This window comes from Sellimonas sp. (assembly GCF_047234585.1).
Lineage (GTDB): Bacteria > Bacillota > Clostridia > Lachnospirales > Lachnospiraceae > Sellimonas > Sellimonas caecigallum.
The window spans coordinates 15919-34006 of the sequence record NZ_JBKSWG010000009.1; the positions used below are offsets into that span (position 1 = coordinate 15919).

General features: G+C 43.1%; 17 protein-coding genes and 1 pseudogene. 1 reads left to right on the top strand and 17 read right to left on the bottom strand.

Annotated features, from left to right (window positions below; genetic code table 11):
* The 13 genes and pseudogenes from ACLROL_RS05025 to ACLROL_RS05085 form a co-directional block, all read right to left on the bottom strand.
* Complete coding sequence (locus ACLROL_RS05025) at positions 1-660, bottom strand: DUF3990 domain-containing protein (RefSeq protein ID WP_287449131.1); 660 nt, start codon at positions 658-660, stop codon at positions 1-3.
* 135 nt (positions 661-795) lie between these two features.
* Entirely contained in the window at positions 796-1362 is a 567-nt protein-coding gene (locus ACLROL_RS05030; protein ID WP_413067432.1) for a hypothetical protein, read from the bottom strand.
* 96 nt (positions 1363-1458) lie between these two features.
* Positions 1459-1575 (bottom strand): annotated as a pseudogene (locus ACLROL_RS05035) (excinuclease ABC subunit B); the annotation flags it as partial.
* Between the two features lie 181 nt (positions 1576-1756).
* Positions 1757-3607, bottom strand: a complete 1851-nt coding sequence (locus ACLROL_RS05040; RefSeq protein WP_413067433.1) for an ATP-dependent nuclease — start codon at positions 3605-3607, stop codon at positions 1757-1759.
* A gap of 15 nt (positions 3608-3622) precedes the next feature.
* Positions 3623-5071 carry an LCP family protein gene (locus ACLROL_RS05045; RefSeq protein WP_413067434.1) on the bottom strand — a complete coding sequence of 483 codons (1449 nt, stop codon included), beginning with the start codon at positions 5069-5071 and terminating at the stop codon, positions 3623-3625.
* Between the two features lie 153 nt (positions 5072-5224).
* Positions 5225-5860 (bottom strand): AAA family ATPase, encoded by a 636-nt coding sequence (locus ACLROL_RS05050; protein ID WP_413067435.1) that lies wholly within the window; start codon positions 5858-5860, stop codon positions 5225-5227.
* 75 nt (positions 5861-5935) lie between these two features.
* Positions 5936-6679 carry an SDR family NAD(P)-dependent oxidoreductase gene (locus tag ACLROL_RS05055; protein ID WP_087200059.1) on the bottom strand — a complete coding sequence of 248 codons (744 nt, stop codon included), beginning with the start codon at positions 6677-6679 and terminating at the stop codon, positions 5936-5938.
* A gap of 140 nt (positions 6680-6819) precedes the next feature.
* Complete coding sequence (locus tag ACLROL_RS05060; protein WP_087201809.1) at positions 6820-7593, bottom strand: SseB family protein; 774 nt, start codon at positions 7591-7593, stop codon at positions 6820-6822.
* A gap of 135 nt (positions 7594-7728) precedes the next feature.
* Positions 7729-9312, bottom strand: a complete 1584-nt coding sequence (locus ACLROL_RS05065; protein WP_087201811.1) for an ABC1 kinase family protein — start codon at positions 9310-9312, stop codon at positions 7729-7731.
* Positions 9309-9686: a phasin family protein gene (locus tag ACLROL_RS05070; RefSeq protein WP_087201813.1), complete on the bottom strand. Its 378-nt coding sequence runs from the start codon at positions 9684-9686 to the stop codon at positions 9309-9311. The genes ACLROL_RS05065 and ACLROL_RS05070 overlap by 4 nt, the downstream gene beginning before the upstream one ends.
* 27 nt (positions 9687-9713) lie before the next feature.
* The gene (locus ACLROL_RS05075) at positions 9714-10088 is read right to left on the bottom strand and encodes a diacylglycerol kinase family protein (protein WP_087201815.1); all 375 of its coding nucleotides are present in this window, start codon (positions 10086-10088) and stop codon (positions 9714-9716) included.
* Between the two features lie 49 nt (positions 10089-10137).
* Complete coding sequence (locus tag ACLROL_RS05080; protein WP_087201817.1) at positions 10138-10680, bottom strand: inorganic diphosphatase; 543 nt, start codon at positions 10678-10680, stop codon at positions 10138-10140.
* A 25-nt stretch (positions 10681-10705) separates the two neighbouring features.
* Positions 10706-10963, bottom strand: coding sequence for an HPr family phosphocarrier protein (locus ACLROL_RS05085; protein WP_087201819.1), 258 nt, complete (start codon positions 10961-10963; stop codon positions 10706-10708).
* Positions 10964-11362: 399 nt separating this feature from the next.
* Here ACLROL_RS05085 and ACLROL_RS05090 point away from each other — a divergent pair, with 399 nt between their 5' ends.
* Positions 11363-12100, top strand: a complete 738-nt coding sequence (locus ACLROL_RS05090; RefSeq protein WP_087201821.1) for a hypothetical protein — start codon at positions 11363-11365, stop codon at positions 12098-12100.
* A gap of 101 nt (positions 12101-12201) precedes the next feature.
* On the opposite strand, the gene ACLROL_RS05095 is transcribed toward ACLROL_RS05090, so the two are convergent.
* From ACLROL_RS05095 to ACLROL_RS05110, 4 genes are all read right to left on the bottom strand, one after another.
* The gene (locus tag ACLROL_RS05095; protein ID WP_413067446.1) at positions 12202-13149 is read right to left on the bottom strand and encodes a reverse transcriptase domain-containing protein; all 948 of its coding nucleotides are present in this window, start codon (positions 13147-13149) and stop codon (positions 12202-12204) included.
* Positions 13125-13250: a hypothetical protein gene (locus tag ACLROL_RS05100; protein WP_413067436.1), complete on the bottom strand. Its 126-nt coding sequence runs from the start codon at positions 13248-13250 to the stop codon at positions 13125-13127. The genes ACLROL_RS05095 and ACLROL_RS05100 overlap by 25 nt, the downstream gene beginning before the upstream one ends.
* Positions 13251-13859: 609 nt before the next feature.
* The gene (gene ppdK / locus ACLROL_RS05105; protein ID WP_087201829.1) at positions 13860-16487 is read right to left on the bottom strand and encodes a pyruvate, phosphate dikinase; all 2628 of its coding nucleotides are present in this window, start codon (positions 16485-16487) and stop codon (positions 13860-13862) included.
* A gap of 173 nt (positions 16488-16660) precedes the next feature.
* Positions 16661-18061, bottom strand: coding sequence for an aminopeptidase (locus tag ACLROL_RS05110; RefSeq protein WP_087201831.1), 1401 nt, complete (start codon positions 18059-18061; stop codon positions 16661-16663).
* Positions 18062-18088: the final 27 nt, after the last annotated feature.

Here is an 18088-nt window from a genome sequence, read left to right on the forward strand (position 1 = left end):
TTATATTAATTTACTGAACACATTTTCAATCTTATTTTTATCAGAGTTAATCAAAGCATACATTGCCTCTCTTGCTGTTCTGTCACGCTGTGTATATTGCGAATTTACCTTATTATACTCAATTTCTCGCAACGCCGAAAAATCTTCTCTGAGACATTGAAATGCTTTTTCTGTCTTTAAACAGTACTGAATTCCCAAATCTCCCAATTTTAATAACTCTGGTAAGATATCAAGATCTACTTCATCCCGGACAAAACACTTGGCAATATAAAAATATGATGCATTTGCACGCCAGCCTTTGATCACGTCATATTTTTCTGTAAATACCTGGTATTTTTGAATGAATTTAGGCGCTAATACTCTATATCTTCGCCCCGTATCTGCATCCCGATGTTTCATAAGCTCTGCAAGCCACGAAAGTATATCATATTCTTCAAAGTCCAATATCTTTAATTCGCTGGTATCCAGTACAAATTTATGTACCCAGCCATTTTTTTCGATCGGATTGCAGACAGACCACTCGGATGCTAATGCTGGACTCTCAGTCAGGTAAAATCCTTTTCCGTAATCATGCTTGTCATTTCCCAATCCGTATGTCGGTACAATTTGTTTATCAGGACTTCCGTGATATAAAACAAGTTCATTTCCCTTGTTGTTCATTACAATCTCCTTTATACTCAATAAAAATATGTTTCTTATTTTTCAGATTGGGGAAACGCTGTTTCCCTAATTGAATCTCTCGAATAAACCAGAATATACTTTCCATATTGTCATTTGAACATAAACCAAATAGAACTAATTTTTGAATACTCCTCCATTGGACTTTTCTACGTCATTATCTGATAACATGATATTTTCATCATCAGGTATAAACTCTAAAAAATCACAAAAATTTTTCTTTTGTTCATCTGAAATATTTTCATTTTGTAATATTTCATCTTTAATTTTATCAAGTTCATTTTGTAATGTATAAATTTGTGAATGCAATGACTCACTGTTCGAAATCATTACTCTGAATTCTTCTTGATCCAATGCTTGCATTTCATACAATGACAAAATATCTGCTCTGTATGTTAACTCTAACAATATTTGAAAATCTAATTCATCCGCCATAAACCTATATAATATCTGATTTGTTTTTTCGGGATGTTCCTCCCAATTTCTTGCTCTTCTCAACACATCTATTATAGCTATACCTTCTACATCTTCGCTAGAATACCGTTTTAGCTTTCGGGGTACTTCCACTATTTTATTCGCATATTCCTTCAAATCATTCCACTGAGTATTACATTTAGAAAAGGTATTTCGTGAATCTAATATTGCAATAATAATATTTGCTAACTTAGTTTCACATTCTCGCAATTTTTCTAGCTTTTCTTTCGAATTGATTATTACAGAATTACCCTCTAAATACTGTTGATAAAAGTTTCCCCTCTATTTCATCACAATTTTTTTACCAAAAGTCATAAAATATTCCACTGCGTTGTTTGGAAAAAATTCCTTAAATTCTCCGTAAAGCTGTGCCGCCAGAGTCTTATTGTGGGCGATGATGATCGTCGGTTTGTTTGTATTCTGATACTAATTCAAAATGGTCCATATTATTCTCCTCAAACAAAATAAATCTACAACATACTATTTACCCATCTGCCCGCTCCTTTGCACATTATAGCAAATATAATTATAAAAGTATATAGTACGCAAAGCAAAAAAGTACAAATGTTCGATTCCACACTTGTACTTTTTCGTATCTCACTATTTACTTCTTTTTGCTTTCAAAGTAGAGGAACCGCTCGATAGAATCCAGAATATCCTTGAAATCATCCCGCGGTGCAATGTCGATGTATCGTTTCAGCAGCTCGGTTTCCTGCTTTTTATATCTGCCGTAAAAAATATCGTAAAGGTTGTGCCCCCGCATGTGGATGCGGATATCTTCCATATGCTTTTTCACATCTTCCTCGGTACGGATTTCTTCTCCGATTACTTTCCTGAGTTTCCTGCCGCTTTTGATCTTGTACAGATACTGATTCCATTTTTCCAGAAAGATACGGTAAAATGTCTCTTCATCTTCAATAATGCCAAGCTGCGCCATCACTTTCGGATTCAAAAAGTAGTTCTCAAAAGAATAATATTTGAGAATGAGAACATTTTTTTCTGTCACTCGCGGAAGCTTGTCGGCATCTTCTCTGTTTCTTTCTTCATAGTAACGGCAAAGCTGATATTTCAGTATTTCACTGTCTTTTCCGTCTCCGTCCCTTATCATGAGAAAATTATCTCTCAGATAGATCTGATTCATATATTTGAGATTGGCATATGTTTTTATGTTCGTACAGCTGTTTGTCGTAATGATGGCAATACGGGACGGCTTCCCATCTTCATCGTACGTCTCGGAATAATACTTCCGGATAAGAAGCGGAAGTCTGCTCTTATCCTGCTTTCCCTCCACAATAAAAACAAAATTCACATTCATCAGATCATTTGCCGAGTATCCCAGATCGTCGAGCACCGCGCTGATATCGGTCTTTTCATACACAAAGGAAAATCCATCTTCTCCCCGCGCGATCTGTCGGATCTGTCTGCTGTTGAAGTTGGCCAAAAGATCCGGAGCATGGGTGGAAAAGACAACCTGGCTCTTCCTGGAAAGACGGTAAAGAATGTCTCCGGACACTTTCTGGAGAGTTGGGTGAAGATAAATCTCAGGGTCTTCCACAAGGATGAGATCCAGACTTTCCTCTTTTTCTTCCTTATAGGTTTCCAAAAGTGAAAGCATGTAGATGCTTCGCATCCCTTTCCCCATTGTATGGACCGGGCGGGGCTGTTTCTGCCCGTCATTGCATATTTCCGCTGTCACGCTGAGCATTTTTTCCATATCACGGCTCATGGAGTAACGAATCCTGTCCTTTCCGCCGTTTTTTCGAAAAGTTGCATTTACTTTCTGGGAAAAGGTGTCGAGATTGAGATTGTAAAGTTTGTATTCCAGAAGTTTGGCCGCCTCGAATGCGTTTAGTTCTTCCGTTGTTTTCTTGTGAATCAGCCCGATGCAGGAAAAACAGTGATTGCACATCTTTGCCCGATCAAACATACAGCACCCTGACCGCATCTGCTTTAAAAGCTCGTCCTCCTGCATCATCAAGAGATCTTCCTGAAAATGCTCCAGGCTTCGATCTGTTCCGATATCGTACACTTTGGGGAATACTTCCCGGAGATACGGATTATTTTTCTGAATACCGTCACTGTAACGGATTTTTCCTTCTCTGTTTGCCACATACTCAAAAGAGAGCAGGCCATTGTGGAAAGACGGCAGCTTCGCACAAAAATCCTTAAACCATGCTTCGTATCTTCGATACCCGCTTATACATCCATGATCGTGCAGTATTTTCAGATCTTCCTCTTCTATCTTCAGTGTGACAGCAATCTCAATATTCGGATAATCTTCCTGATAATCTTCTTTTCGGATTTCATAAATACCGCTTACCGCCCGTATCGCATCCAGAACAGCTGTTTTTCCCGTACTGTTCTGTCCTACAAGGATCAGCGCATTTTCAATTCCTGAAAGATGCAGTTCCTGTATGGATCTAAAATTTCGGATTCTAAGTTCTGCTATCTGCACAGCTTCACTCTCCTTTTATTTCCCCTCCTCCACGGCATTGATCTTATCCCGGATATCGGCTACAGAAGCTTCGTCCGGTATCGTCACATATAAGGTGCCTCCGGAATAAGAGTAGCAATATTTTCTTGCCGACGTACCCTCTGCCGCCACAGATGTCACATTCCATCCGTTCAGTCCTGTCAGCTGGGCTCGTACAAGTTCCTGCAGCTGTTTTGTCGTCATATTTGTCTCCGTATTTCCGCTTACCTGATCGATCAGTTTTGGTCCTTTGATCAAAATCGATGGAGACATGGCCTTTTTGATCATTGCCTCGATGACTGCCTGCTGGTTCTTTCCTCTCTGGTTATCCCCATCTTCCAGGGCATGCCGCTCCCTTACAAAAGCCAGCGCCTCCTGCCCGTTAAAATGATTGAGTCCTTTCTCTACGTGCATGACAAGTCCGGACTCTTCCCCGGTGTCAAACTCCAGCTCTGATTTCACGTCAATCCCTCCAAGGGTATCTACCATCTGGATCAACGATGTAAAGTTCACTCGCACATAGAAAGGAATATCTACTTCATATAAATTCTCCAGTGTGGCGATGGAAGTTCCTATTCCATAATTTCCTGCATGGGTCAATTTGTCTTTCTGACCTTCGGACACACCCGGAATCTCCACATAGTAATCACGCGGCGTCGTAACAAGAAGCACTTCTTTTGTTTTCGGGTTTACTGTAGCGATGATGTTCACATCACTTCTGCTCTGCTGCGTGATTTCCCCGTACACATCGATACCACTGATATATACACTGAATGGTTCCTGAGAGACATCAATCCCCGCCGCCTTTTCTGTGAGTTCCGGAGCCTCATTTCCATCTGTGATCTTGCCAAGTGCAGATCGCACCTCATACATGAAAAAAGAGCTCGCCACAAGGATCGCGCTAAGCGCTAGCCCTAACAGCGTCCCAAGGAAACGTTTTGGGCGGAAGCCGTTCTGCATCCGGTAAACACCAAGCGCCAGAAGCAAAAGGACTATGGATACAATCCCAAGATATAACCACGGAAACATACCGAGATATACTGCTGATAACAGAAACAATACCGTTGCAAAAAGCTGGATCAGAAGGATCAGTCGTCCTGCTTTTTTCCTTCTTACCGGCTTTTGATATCTTTCGCCCCGGCCTGAAGGTGCAGTCCTTTCTGGTCTTTTCCTTCTCTTTTCATAGCGGAAATCCAGATCCTCCGGCATTCTTCTCCTGCGAGGTCTGTACTCTTCCTCCTCATATGTATCATAACGTCCGTACGGCTGATCATAATCATCGTATGTGTACCGTTCTTCCTCATACCTTCTCCTAACCCGTCTTCCATCTCCCCTTGATGACGGATCTGGTCTTCTTCGATTCGGCCCTGCCTGACGATTCATTCGCTTTCTCCGCTCCATCGCCCTTTCATAGGCCTCTCTTTCTTTCCGACTCATTTTACTCATATTTCACTGCCCTTTTCTATTATTTATTCCCATATTGACGGTATGATTATATCTCCAAACCACTTGCAAAGTCAACTTTTCCGGCGGAATTTGGCTTCTGAAACATAAAACTGAGGGTGTTTATGACCCTCAGTTTCTATTATCCGTTCAAGTTTATTTTTCACGGCTCTCCCATTTTCTGTAGATGGCTTCCATTGCATCGACAACACCGCCGACTCCAAGCAGGCTTGCATTAAAAAGCATCCCATGTGCAGAAATACTTCCCCACTCCCGTCCTGTATGTGCCTCGTAGTAAGTTTTTCTCTCCCGGTCCATCTTTTTGATCTTATCCCAGGCCTGTTTTTCATTCAAACCGTAGTTCTTCATAATTCTGCGGATCCGGTCTTCTTTGTATGCGCAGATAAACGTGTGGATGCAATTACTGTAATCTCCCAATATATAATCCGCACACCGTCCTACAAAAATGCACGGGCCTCTTGCCGCCAGCTTAGTGATGATGGCAGACTGCGCCTCATAAACTTTGTCGCTCAATGGTACTCCATCGCTGTTTTCATTGATAAACACTGTGTAATCTTTCATGTTCACAACATATGCCGAAAGAAATTTACCAAGTATCGTCTCGTCAACTTTCGCCGCAGCTTCCTGGCTGATAGAAAGTTCCCGTGCAGCCATGGAGATTAGATTATTGTCATAAAGCGGAATGTCAAGCCTTTCCGAAAGCCGGTTTCCGATCTCATGCCCTCCGCTTCCGAACTGTCTTCCTATTGTAATGATGGTACTGTTGGTCATGCTATCATCTCCTTTTGTCCACTCGTGCGGATCTCTTCTATCCGCCTGCCAACTGCCATTCCTTACACTGTTGCTCTAAACTCTTGTAGCACCGTCCACAGAAAGCACTGCTCCCGAGATATAGGACGCAAGATCACTGGCCAGGAAAAGAAATGCATTCGCGATATCTTCCGGTTCGCCGATCCGCCGAAGCGGGATCGTCTGAATCAGCGGCTGAATCATGGCATCCGGCAATGCAGCCACCATATCCGTCTTTGTGATACCCGGCGCCACCGCATTGACCCTGATATTGCTAGGTCCCAATTCTCTTGCGAGGGAAATTGTCATTCCGTTTACCGCAAACTTACTTGTCGGATATCCGACACCAGACGGCTGTCCGCTGATGCTGACCATGGAACTTGTATTTAAAATACAGCCTCCGCCTTGTTCTTTCATGATCTTCACTGTCGGCTGGATCGTGTAGAACAACGCCTTCACATTCAGGTTCATAATCTTGTCAAAATCTGCCGGATCATAATCTTCTATTCTCGTACTCTGTGAAATCCCTGCGTTGTTGACAAGAACATCGATCTTTCCAAATTTTTCCTTTACTTTTTCGATTGCACCCGCCACCTGATCCGCATCTCCAAGATCCGGCCATGCCCCTTCTACAGTCCAGTTCGGGTTTTCCGTTTTGAGGCTATCCACTGCCTTCTTGACCGTCTCTTCTCTGGAACCGAAAAGTACAACCTTGGCACCGTTCTCCAGAAATTTTTTTACTGTAGCAAATCCGATTCCTCTTGTGCCTCCTGTTACAACTGCAACTTTCCCTTTTAACATTTCTCTGCCTCCTTTTTATTCGTCTTTTCCGTTTTCAGTATATTTTTCTATATTATATCATACTTTCTTGATATTTTCATTTTAATATACTACTAATTTGACGATTTTTGCATTACTGGCAGAGCTTTGGACTACTTACACTACTGCTCTTCTTTTTGTTTCCGGTTGATCTGAAGCTGAAGATTGACTCCAAATGGATTTACCGCAACTCCCTTCACGTTTTTCGGAATAATCTCTACTACCTTGCTTGCCTCCACGACTGCTGTCTTAAATTTCTTTTCCCTGTTAAATTTCTGAAATTCCAACAGGTCTGTAAAAATCGGCTGATACTGATCCCCGTTTTTTGCTGTCAGAAGCGGCGCGCCTTTTTTTTCTTCAAAGGCAACGATATAACGGCCTTTTTTAAAGTGTGCCATAGCTTCCTCACGGAGTTCGTTTATCTCCTCCTGTTCACCTTCTTCCGAGGCATGCACCATCTTTTGCATCAAATACAGAGCTGTAAGATGAAACTGTGGATTTTCAATGCGGAACTGTCCTTCCGGGATCTCCTGTTCATCTACCCTATGTACGATCTCTTCCAGCTGAAACCGTGTCTTCTGGCTTCCGTCGTCTATGATAACCGAATTTACTCCCATGGTATACAGATTGGAGAAAAATACCAGCAGCTGGTTTTTATCGATTTTTAAAATCTGCACCGGCTCATTTTTCTCTTTTAGTTCTGTCGCCATTTCCTTTGCCTTGTCCATATCCAGATACAAAAGGATTTGATCGTCAAATGTCTCCGGATCACAGATCACATACGGCATTCTCGTGCACACAGACAAGAGACTGTAAACGATGGCCGCTCTCTGCATTTTTGCCATTACCGCTAATTTTTCTTTACCTGGAATACTCTGTTTATTTTCTTGACTCATCTTTCTTTTCCTTTCTTTCTGTCCATTTTTCCGAAGGACATACATGTATAATAGTATATACGATTTTTCCGTATATCACAATAAATACAAACAGATTCCTTAAAAAGGATGTGCACTGGCACATCCCTTTATCTCCTACTTTTTGAACTTAAAATGACTCAAAAAAATGAAAAGCGCAATCCCGAGCGCCAAAATATACCCAAAAGCCCCAAGGGCCGGTATCCCCCACACTTTCGGCTCCATATCCGTCGTACAGATAATGCTTGAGCTGATCAGAAGCGCAGTCACAAGGAAACCCATAACGAGCTTTTTCACAAGGCTTGTCAGCATCTCGTTTAAATCCTCGGTAGCGTGGAGATCCAGATTGATCCGATTTTGTCCTTTCAGAAAACCGTGCAGGATATCCGCCGCCAGAGCCGGAAGATCAAGCGCCTTCTGAAAAGAACGGTACATGCTCCTGCCGCTCTTTTTCAAAGCCTTTTTCCAGTTTTTTTGCAGATATAACGGATTCTCCATCCTGGCAGCCGCTATCCACACCATATTGATATCCGGACAGATCTCTGCGATAACACCTTCCATGTGGGTAAGCCCCCGTGCAAGCATCGTAAGCCCATGCGGCATGGTAATTTTATTATTTTTCATCACTTCCATCAGATCCTGGATAACATCCGCGATATCTATGTTTCCGATATCCGTTGTCCCATACTTGGAGAGCAAATCGCCGATATCTTTATAAAGCTGGCTTTGATCCGGTTTGCCCCGAAATTCTCCAAGAGCCATGACGACTTCCAGGATCAGTCCCACATCGTTTGACGCCACACCTTTGACGGCTTCCGCCACCAAATCCTTGTCCCTCTCTGTGAGCCTCCCCATCATTCCCATATCGATCCATATAATCTTTCCATCCCGGATCTTCACATTGCCCGGATGAGGATCGGCGTGAAAAAATCCGTCTTCCATGACCTGCTTAATATAGTTATCTACAAGCTTTGTCCCGATTTCCTTTAAATCATAACCGTTTTCCAGAAGGCTTTCCTTATCATCGATGGCAAAACCGTCGATATATTCCATAACCAATACATGGGTGGTCGTGTATTCCTTGTACAACTTCGGCGTACCTATAAACGCAATCTGTTCATTTTTCCTGGAAAACTCTTCCATATTAGCTGCTTCCACAAGAAAATTCATCTCTTCCTGCGTTACCGTCCACAGTTCATCCAAGACCATATCAAGATCCACAAGCCCTTTCATCCTGCCTGTAGGCAGCACCTTGACCGCCTTGTGCAAAAGGCCGATATCTCTTGACATGACGTCGTAGATTCCCTGTCTTTGTACTTTTACAACGACAAGCTCGCCTGATTTCAGGACAGCCTTGTGAACCTGGGCAATGGATGCAGAGCCCAGCGGATCCTTCTCGATTTCCTCAAAAATTTCCGTATAAGGACATCCGTAGGAGTCTTCCAGCACTTCGACTACCTGCTCAAATTCCATTGGAGCTACTTCTGAGCGAAGCCGCATCAGTTCCTCGCAGTATCTTCTCGGCAGAATATCCGAATGCATCGATGCGATCTGTCCGAGTTTGATATATGTAGGTCCCAGTTCTTCCAGGATCATGCGGAGTTTTTCCGGCGTTACCCCGCGCGTAATTTCATGTTTGTGGAGAACAGCTGTGATTTCTCTCAGCCTTTTTCCGTACTTGTCAGATGTTTGTGTACTCATCTATGTCCTTCTTCATCTTGCTGCTTGTCTGGTTCTTGTTCCGTTTTCTCTTCAGGCTCTTCTCTTTCGGCTTTTTGCTCCTCAAGCTCTTTCAGGAGTGTCTTAAGCTCCTCCCTTTGTTCCGTCGTCATTTTGCCGAGAAGTTCCGTGAGCTCTTCCGGAGAGGAAGGTTTTACAGAAACGTTAACCTTTTCTTTTACTGTCTTTTTAATGTTATGCTTTAGTTCTTCGTTGAGCACTTTGCCCTGCTCCACTGTCAACTCGCCTTTTTTGATCATTTCATCCAGCAGTTCTTTAGATTTTTCCGCCGTCACAGCGACTGCCCCTATCCCTGCAAGAACGACTTTCTTTAAGTTTTCTCCAAGACCATCCATATCTTTTATCTCCTTTCTTTTGTCCCGTTAGAATATCCATTCCATTACATGCGGGACAAAGATGAAAAGTCCTGCAGCAGCTGCTGCAATCGCCATGATCAGCACCGCACCTGCCGCCGTATCTTTTGCTATCTTTGCAAGAGGTTTTTTCTCTTCCGTTACCAGATCAACCACCGCCTCCACGGCCGTATTCACAAGCTCCAATGCCATGACCGCTCCAAAAAGTATGATGCAGATACACCATTCTGTGATTGTCAGCCCGACGATCAGACCCGCAGCAGTGACAAGACACGCAGCCACGCAATGGATTTTCATATTCCTCTCTTTTCTGATCCCGGTATAAATCCCAGAAAAGGCGTATCCAAAACTCTTTCTCAGAGGATTTTTCTTTCTGTCTGACATAGCACCACCTGAATTCACTTTATTTTTTCTATGTATCTGTCTTCGGCGCCTACTCTTTTGGGTTTACAAACTTTTCTTTGTACCGTTCAATACACTCTTCAATAACTTTTACTGCCCCGAGCGCTCCTTCAAACTCGTTTACCGCCGTCTTCTTCCCTTCCAGATCTTTGTAGACAGTAAAGAAATGTCGGATTTCATCAAAAATATGCTGAGGCAGTTCCGAGATATCTGTGTACATTTCATAAGTTGGATCTGCCCATGGGATCGCGATGACCTTTTCATCGCCCGCTCCTCCATCTGTCATCTTCATGACGCCGATTGGATAACAGCGTACCAAAGTAAGTGGTTCCAACGGTTCTGAACACATCACGAGCACATCCAGCGGATCTCCGTCATCCCCGAGTGTTCTCGGAATAAACCCATAATTCATCGGGTAATGTGTGGATGTGTAAAGGACACGGTCCAAGATGATCATCCCGGTTTCCTTATCCAGTTCATATTTTTTCTTACTTCCTTTTGATATTTCGATTACAGAAATAAAATCTGTAGGAAAAATCCTTTCTTCACTGATATCATGCCAAATACTTCCCATTTTTACACCTTCTGTTCTTTTTTATCTATAATACTTCTTTCAGCGTTCTTCTGATCTCATCACATGCCGCTTCTTCGTCTGTTCCGGACACCTCAACGATGATCTCGTCATTGAATCGAATGCCAAGCCCCATCAATTCCAACAGTTTTTTTGCATCTGCCTTCCTCACATCTTTTCTGACTTCAATCGACGATTCAAAATTCTTTGCTTTTTTCACGAGAACCCCGGCCGGTCTTGCGTGGATTCCTGCTTTATCAGTAATGATATAATGGAACTGTTTCATCCATCTCACTCCTTTCCTGTTTCCGGGACATTACCCCTCTCTTTTTTCTTTCCCGTAATTTTCGGTTTGCTCTTTTACCCGCAAATTTTTCTGTCATCTTCCTCACTTTATTCTAAATTATTATATCATTTAAGTTGTTTTGCCGCAATATTATGACTTTCTTTTTCAGGAAAAATTCGCCCCCTCCTCCTTTTTATTTTTATCTTTTGACATATCTCGTCAACCTTCTTTTAATATTTCGGAAACAAACGCCTTTTGTTTCTGAATATTTATATTTATAGTTAATAATTTCTAACTTCAAAATTAAATGTAGCATTATTTTTTGACTTTTATCTTTTGGATACGCTATACTGAAACCAGGAAGAGATAAACAGGCATCTCACTGAAGGAGGGATCGATATGAAGAAACTTTTTATTATAACAGTACTTGTACTTTCTTGTATCCTTTCCGGCTGTGGTAAAAAAACAGAAGAAAAAAAAGCGGAGGAAGAAAAGATAAAAACAGTCCGGCTGGATCTTGACAAGAAAGAAAATGAAGAAACGACAGTTCTGGAAAAAGAGAATGTCGTGAAAGAAGCAAATGAAAACAAAGCAGAACAAAAAGATACCGCAAAAGAACAATCGACTACCCCGAACAGCACCGCGAATACTACAAAAACTGACACCAAAAAAGAAACAGTGCAGGACACTCCTTCCACCAAAGAAACAGGAGACTACATCGGAACAATCGCAAGTCCGCTTCCTCCAAAAGACGGCACTTACAGGATTTCCCGTAACCCTGACTGCAGCGATTACATCGTAATCCACGTTACCAATTACGACGCCGCTAACTTCCGGTTCTATCTTACAAAAGCCTTTCCGAATCCAGATCCGGAAAACTTTTTCAAAGAAGCTCTTATCTTCCGGGAACATATCGCTCACTATAATGGCAACGGATATTACGAATATAAAGGAAAAGACTACCATCTCTATTTCCGCTACACCGTGGAGCAAAACGAGGTAGAACTTCCAGCAAACCACCATCTTGAAGTGTACGGTCTCGACAAACTGTTCCGCGCATCCGATTACTCAGACAGCATCTCCTACAACGGAATTTCTGGCAATATGTTCATATATGGCGCACCATTCGCAGGATAACCGAATCAGGGCTGTAAAATAAGTCCATAGGGTAGAGGGAGAGTAAAATCTCGCCCCTCCCGTTGAACCGTACGTACGGGTCTCGTATACGGCTCTACAACTTATATTCCAACTTTTACTAAGTAATAGGATAAAGGATTGAGCAGTCCAGCTCCGTCTTTTATCCTGTTTTCAAGTAAATCTTTACTGATTATGAAATTCACTACGTTCATTCCACTTCTTCTGTACCACCCTAGCCTTGAATTTGCCACTTTATAGATTTCTTCACGGCTAAAACCATTATGATTCTTCCAGTTTAAGTAACTCAGATTCCTGTAGACGGTTTTCGGCTTCTTCCACTGCTTCATGACGATTACTCTTATCTTGTGCCGCAGCCATTCCCCAAACTTCTCCATATACTCTTTCATCAGCCCAATCCGAAAGTAATTAATCCATCCTCTTACCATTTCATTAACGCGTTTGATTGTAGCCGCCAGAGGTCTTGCGACTGCTCTGCCTCTTTTCAGATATTCACTCAGTTTCTTTTTGAGTTTCTTTTTCTTTTCCGTAGTGGGTTTTACTTTCCATTCTCCACCATTCTTCAGAAATGTGAATCCCAGATATTTACTCCGTGTCGGTCTGACAACTTTCGTTTTGGTTGCATTTACTTTCAGGAATAGTTTCCTTTCCAACCAGTTACTTATGGATTTCATTACCCGGTTGGCTGCCATTTCACTTTTTGTAAATATCAGCACATCGTCTGCATACCTCGTAAACCGGAGCCCTCTGTATTCCAGTTCTTTGTCCAACTTATCAAGATACACATTTGAACATACGACGGAAAGCGGACCCCCTTGTGGCACGCCCGTGATTGTCGCTTTCTCCAACCCGTTTTCCATTACTCCTGCTTTCAGATATTTCCGAATCAGATTTAATGTGGTACTGTCATTTACCTGTTCCCTTAGTATCTGAATTAGTTTGTCATGATTTACCTTATCGAAAAACTGTTCTATATCTATATCTACTACCCATTCATACCCTTCATTCAAGTATTCCAGTGCCTGTCTGATGGCATCATGGCAACTTCTTCCCGGTCTGAACCCGTAGCTGTAGTCACTGAATAGGCTCTGTTCAGGTTTTCTTTTGTTAAAATCACTTCAATTAATTCCATCGTTGTTACTCCTCTGACCTATCTCAAGATTCATACATATCGCCCCTCTAGGTATAGACAGTATTCCTCGGTTACGTTCCTACTTTTCCTGTCCACCCGATTTCCGGCTCATGTATTATTTTAAACATAGCGATTCGTACTATAAATCGTTTCCGTCCTTCGGCTATATTCCCACTGGGGCTTCGCCTACTATGACATCATCTGACTCCCTCTCCAAACCTTTTTCGACCATACCTCCCGGTATGTGAGTAGGGTCTCCCGAGGTAAGACACTAATCTTTCGTTCCACAACCTCTTGATTTACAACTTCGGTTTACGTTTACCATTCGGGCTTCGGTTTGATATGCAACCTTACCCACCTAATCGCCTGATCAAGTTTCTGTTCGTAGGCTCAAGAACTTTGCTACACCACTTCCTTCACCCATGCCATTACTGGCACCGGCTTGTGGTTCGCTACACTTGGCGGTAAATACCCGTGACTGGACTTGCACCAGTAAGATTAGTGCCATGCTCGGCACACACACTAAAAAGGGAAGCATTGCGCTTCCCTTTTTGAGTGCTAAATATAGATTTTTACAAACAATATCTTTAAATCGATAATTGTAATCTATTATTTATTGTTGATTGCTGCCTGTGCTGCTGCAAGTCTTGCGATCGGCACACGGAACGGTGAGCAGGATACGTAGTCTAAACCAATCTTGTGGCAGAATTCTACGGAGCTTGGATCTCCACCATGCTCTCCACAGATACCTACATGTAAGTCTGGACGTGTGGATTTTCCTAATTTGATTGCTGTTTCCATAAGCTTACCAACGCCTGTCTGATCCAGTTTTGCGAACGGATCGTTTTCGAAGATCTTAGCGTCATAGTATGCGTCAAGGAATTTACCAGCATCGTCACGGGAGAATCCGAATGTCATCTGTGTAAGGTCGTTTGTACCAAAGCAGAAGAATTCAGCATCTTTTGCGATGTCGTCTGCTGTAAGAGCTGCTCTCGGGATTTCGATCATTGTACCAACTTCGTACTTCAGTTCTACACCTGCTGCAGCGATTTCAGCATCTGCTGTTTCAGTAACAAATTTCTTTACATATTTTAATTCTTTTTCTTCTCCAACGAGCGGAATCATGATTTCCGGGCATACGTTCCAATCCGGATGATTCTTCTTCACGTTGATTGCAGCGCGGATAACCGCTCTTGTCTGCATTTTTGCGATTTCCGGATATGTGACAGCCAGACGGCATCCACGATGTCCCATCATCGGGTTGAATTCGTGTAAGGATGCGATGATTGTCTTGATCTGTTCTACAGTCTTGCCCTGAGCATCAGCAAGTTTCTTGATGTCTTCTTCGTCTGTCGGAACGAATTCATGAAGCGGCGGATCCAGGAAACGGATTGTAACCGGGCATCCTTCAAGAGCTTCGTAAAGTTTTTCGAAGTCTCCCTGCTGTTCCGGAAGGATTTTTTCCAGAGCTGCTTCTCTTTCTTCTACTGTTTCGGAGCAGATCATTTCACGGAATGCATCGATTCTGTTGCCTTCGAAGAACATATGCTCTGTACGGCAAAGTCCGATACCTTCAGCGCCGAGTTCACGTGCTTTCTTAGCGTCAGCCGGTGTATCAGCGTTTGTTCTTACTCCTAATTTACGATATTTATCTGCCCATTCCATGATTCTTCCGAATTCTCCAGCGATCTGAGCATCTACTGTCGGGATTGCTCCGTCATAGATGTTACCTGTAGAACCGTCGATGGAGATGATATCTCCTTCATGGTATTCTTTTCCGGCAAGTGTGAATTTCTTGTTTTCTTCGTCCATAGCGATATCGCCGCATCCGGATACACAGCATGTACCCATACCACGTGCAACAACGGCAGCGTGAGATGTCATACCACCACGAACTGTCAGGATACCCTGAGAAGCTTTCATACCTTCGATGTCTTCCGGAGATGTTTCAAGACGTACAAGAACGACTTTTTCTCCTCTTGCAGCCCATTCTTTTGCATCTTCTGCTGTGAAGACGATCTTACCGCAAGCAGCTCCCGGAGATGCTCCAAGTGCTTTTGCCGCCGGTGTAGCAGCTTTTAATGCAGCTGCGTCAAACTGCGGATGAAGCAGTGTGTCAAGGTTACGAGGATCGATCATAGCCACAGCTTCTTCTTCTGTTCTCATTCCTTCATCAACCAGGTCACATGCGATCTTAAGAGCAGCCTGAGCTGTTCTCTTACCGTTACGTGTCTGAAGCATGTAGAGTTTACCGTTTTCTACAGTAAATTCCATATCCTGCATATCTCTGTAGTGTGTTTCCAGAGTCTTGCACACTTCTTTGAACTGTGCGAATGCTTCCGGGAACTTCTGTTCCATTTCGGAAATGTGCATCGGAGTACGAACACCAGCAACAACGTCTTCGCCCTGTGCATTTGTAAGGAATTCTCCGAAGAGTCCGTTTTCTCCTGTAGCTGGGTCACGTGTGAATGCAACACCTGTACCACAGTCATCTCCCATGTTACCAAATGCCATCATCTGTACGTTGACAGCTGTTCCCCATGAATACGGGATATCGTTGTCACGGCGATATACGTTCGCACGCGGGTTGTCCCAAGAACGGAATACGGCTTTTACAGCTCCCATTAACTGTTCCTTCGGATCTGTCGGGAAATCTGCGCCGATTTTTTCTTTATATTCAGCTTTGAACTGTTCAGCAAGTTCGTGTAAATCTTCTGCTGTAAGTTCTACGTCCTGTGTAACTCCTCTGTCTGCTTTCATCTTGTCGATGAGTTCTTCGAAGTATTTCTTACCTACTTCCATTACTACGTCAGAGTACATCTGGATAAATCTTCTGTAGCAATCCCATGCCCATCTCGGGTTTCCGGATTTTTCTGCCAGAACGTTAACTACGTCTTCATTTAAACCAAGGTTCAGGATTGTGTCCATCATACCCGGCATGGAAGCTCTTGCTCCGGAACGAACAGATACAAGAAGCGGATTTTCTTTATCTCCGAATTTCTTTCCTGTGATGCCTTCCAGTTTTTCGATTGCTTCCATAATCTGGCTCATGATTTCTTCATTGATCTGTCTGCCATCTTCATAGTACTGTGTACAAGCTTCTGTTGTCACTGTGAAGCCCTGCGGTACCGGAAGTCCAAGACTTGTCATTTCTGCAAGGTTGGCACCTTTACCACCAAGAAGGTTTCTCATTGTAGCGTTACCTTCTGTAAACATATACACCCATTTTGTAGCCATGTTTATATGTCCTCCTAATATTATTTTGTAATATACGACGCGAAAAAGCACGACTTTCGTTCTTATCTGAAATCAAGCCGTATCATCCTGCGCCACTATTACTGTTTTGCGGTTTCCCACTGCTAATATTGTAAATGGTTTAACATAGTTCGTCAAGAAATTTATCGGATTTTCTACCCGATGTGCTCGATAAATGCCTTATATCCTTTTACAGCCTCGTAGATATCGGCTTTGCTTGCGATTTCGTACTGTGCGTGCATGCAAAGTACGGCCACACCGCTGTCAATGACTTCCATTCCATACTGTGCCATGATGTAAGCGATCGTTCCGCCTCCGCCTACGTCTACTTTACCCAGTTCTGCGTACTGATATCCGACTTCCGCTTCGTCCATGACTTTGCGGATCTGTGCGATATATTCTGCGTTGGCATCGTTAGATCCATTCTTTCCGCGGCTTCCTGTGAATTTGTTGAACACAAGTCCTCTTCCGAAGAATGCAGAACTGCGTTTTTCAAATGCAGATGCGAACATCGGATCGTAAGCAGCACTTACATCTGAAGAGAGCATTTTGGAATTCTGGAGAGCTCTTCTTACTTTCAGCTCAGATTCCCCTGATGTCATTGCCACAAGCTCTGCCACTGTGTTTTCAAAGAATCTGGAATGCATACCGGTAGCCCCCACACTTCCGATCTCTTCTTTGTCAACGAGGATGCAGCAGGCTGTCCGGCTGATCTGCGGATTGTCAAGCATCGCAAAAAGGGATGTAAATGCGCAGATTCTGTCATCCTGTCCGTAAGCCAGAACCATACTCCTGTCGATACCACAGTCTCTTGCTTTTCCTGCCGGCACGATTTCAAGCTCTGCGGATGTAAAATCTTCTTCCGTGATATCGTATGTCTCTTTGAGGATTTTGAGTACGTTTGCTTTTACAGCCTCTTTGTCTTCTTTTTCAAGACCTTCTGCCTCAGTGAGCGGATGGGATCCGATCAAAAGATCCAGGTTTTCCCCTTCCACAACAGCGCTTGCCTTCTGTTCCATCTGCTGTGCTGACAGATGTACGAGCAGGTCTGTGATGACAAATACCGGATCATTTTCATTTTCTCCGATATTCACGCAGACTTTTGTGCCATCCTTTTTGACGATGACTCCATGAAGGGCAAGTGGGGATGCAAGCCACTGATACTTCTTGATTCCTCCATAATAATGTGTATCAAGATATGCCATATCGTCCGATTCATAAACTGGATTCTGCTTTACATCGATACGCGGGGAATCAATGTGAGCGCCCAGGATGTTCATTCCGTTTTCCAGCGGTTCGCTTCCGATCTGGAAGAGAAGGATCATCTTACCCATGAAAGAGGTATAAACCTTGTCGCCGGCCTTTAAAGCCTGTCCTTCTTTTTTATATGTTTCAAGCGGGCGGTATCCTGCTTCCTCCGCCATGCGGGTTGCAAGCTCTACACACTCCCGTTCCGTCTTACCTCCGTCCAGGCATTTTTTGTATCTTGCACTGATTTCTTCTGCTTTTTTCAAGTCTGCCTGGGTGTATGTTTTCCATACATTTCTTCTGTCCATTTTTATCTCCTCCTTTTCAATGACAGT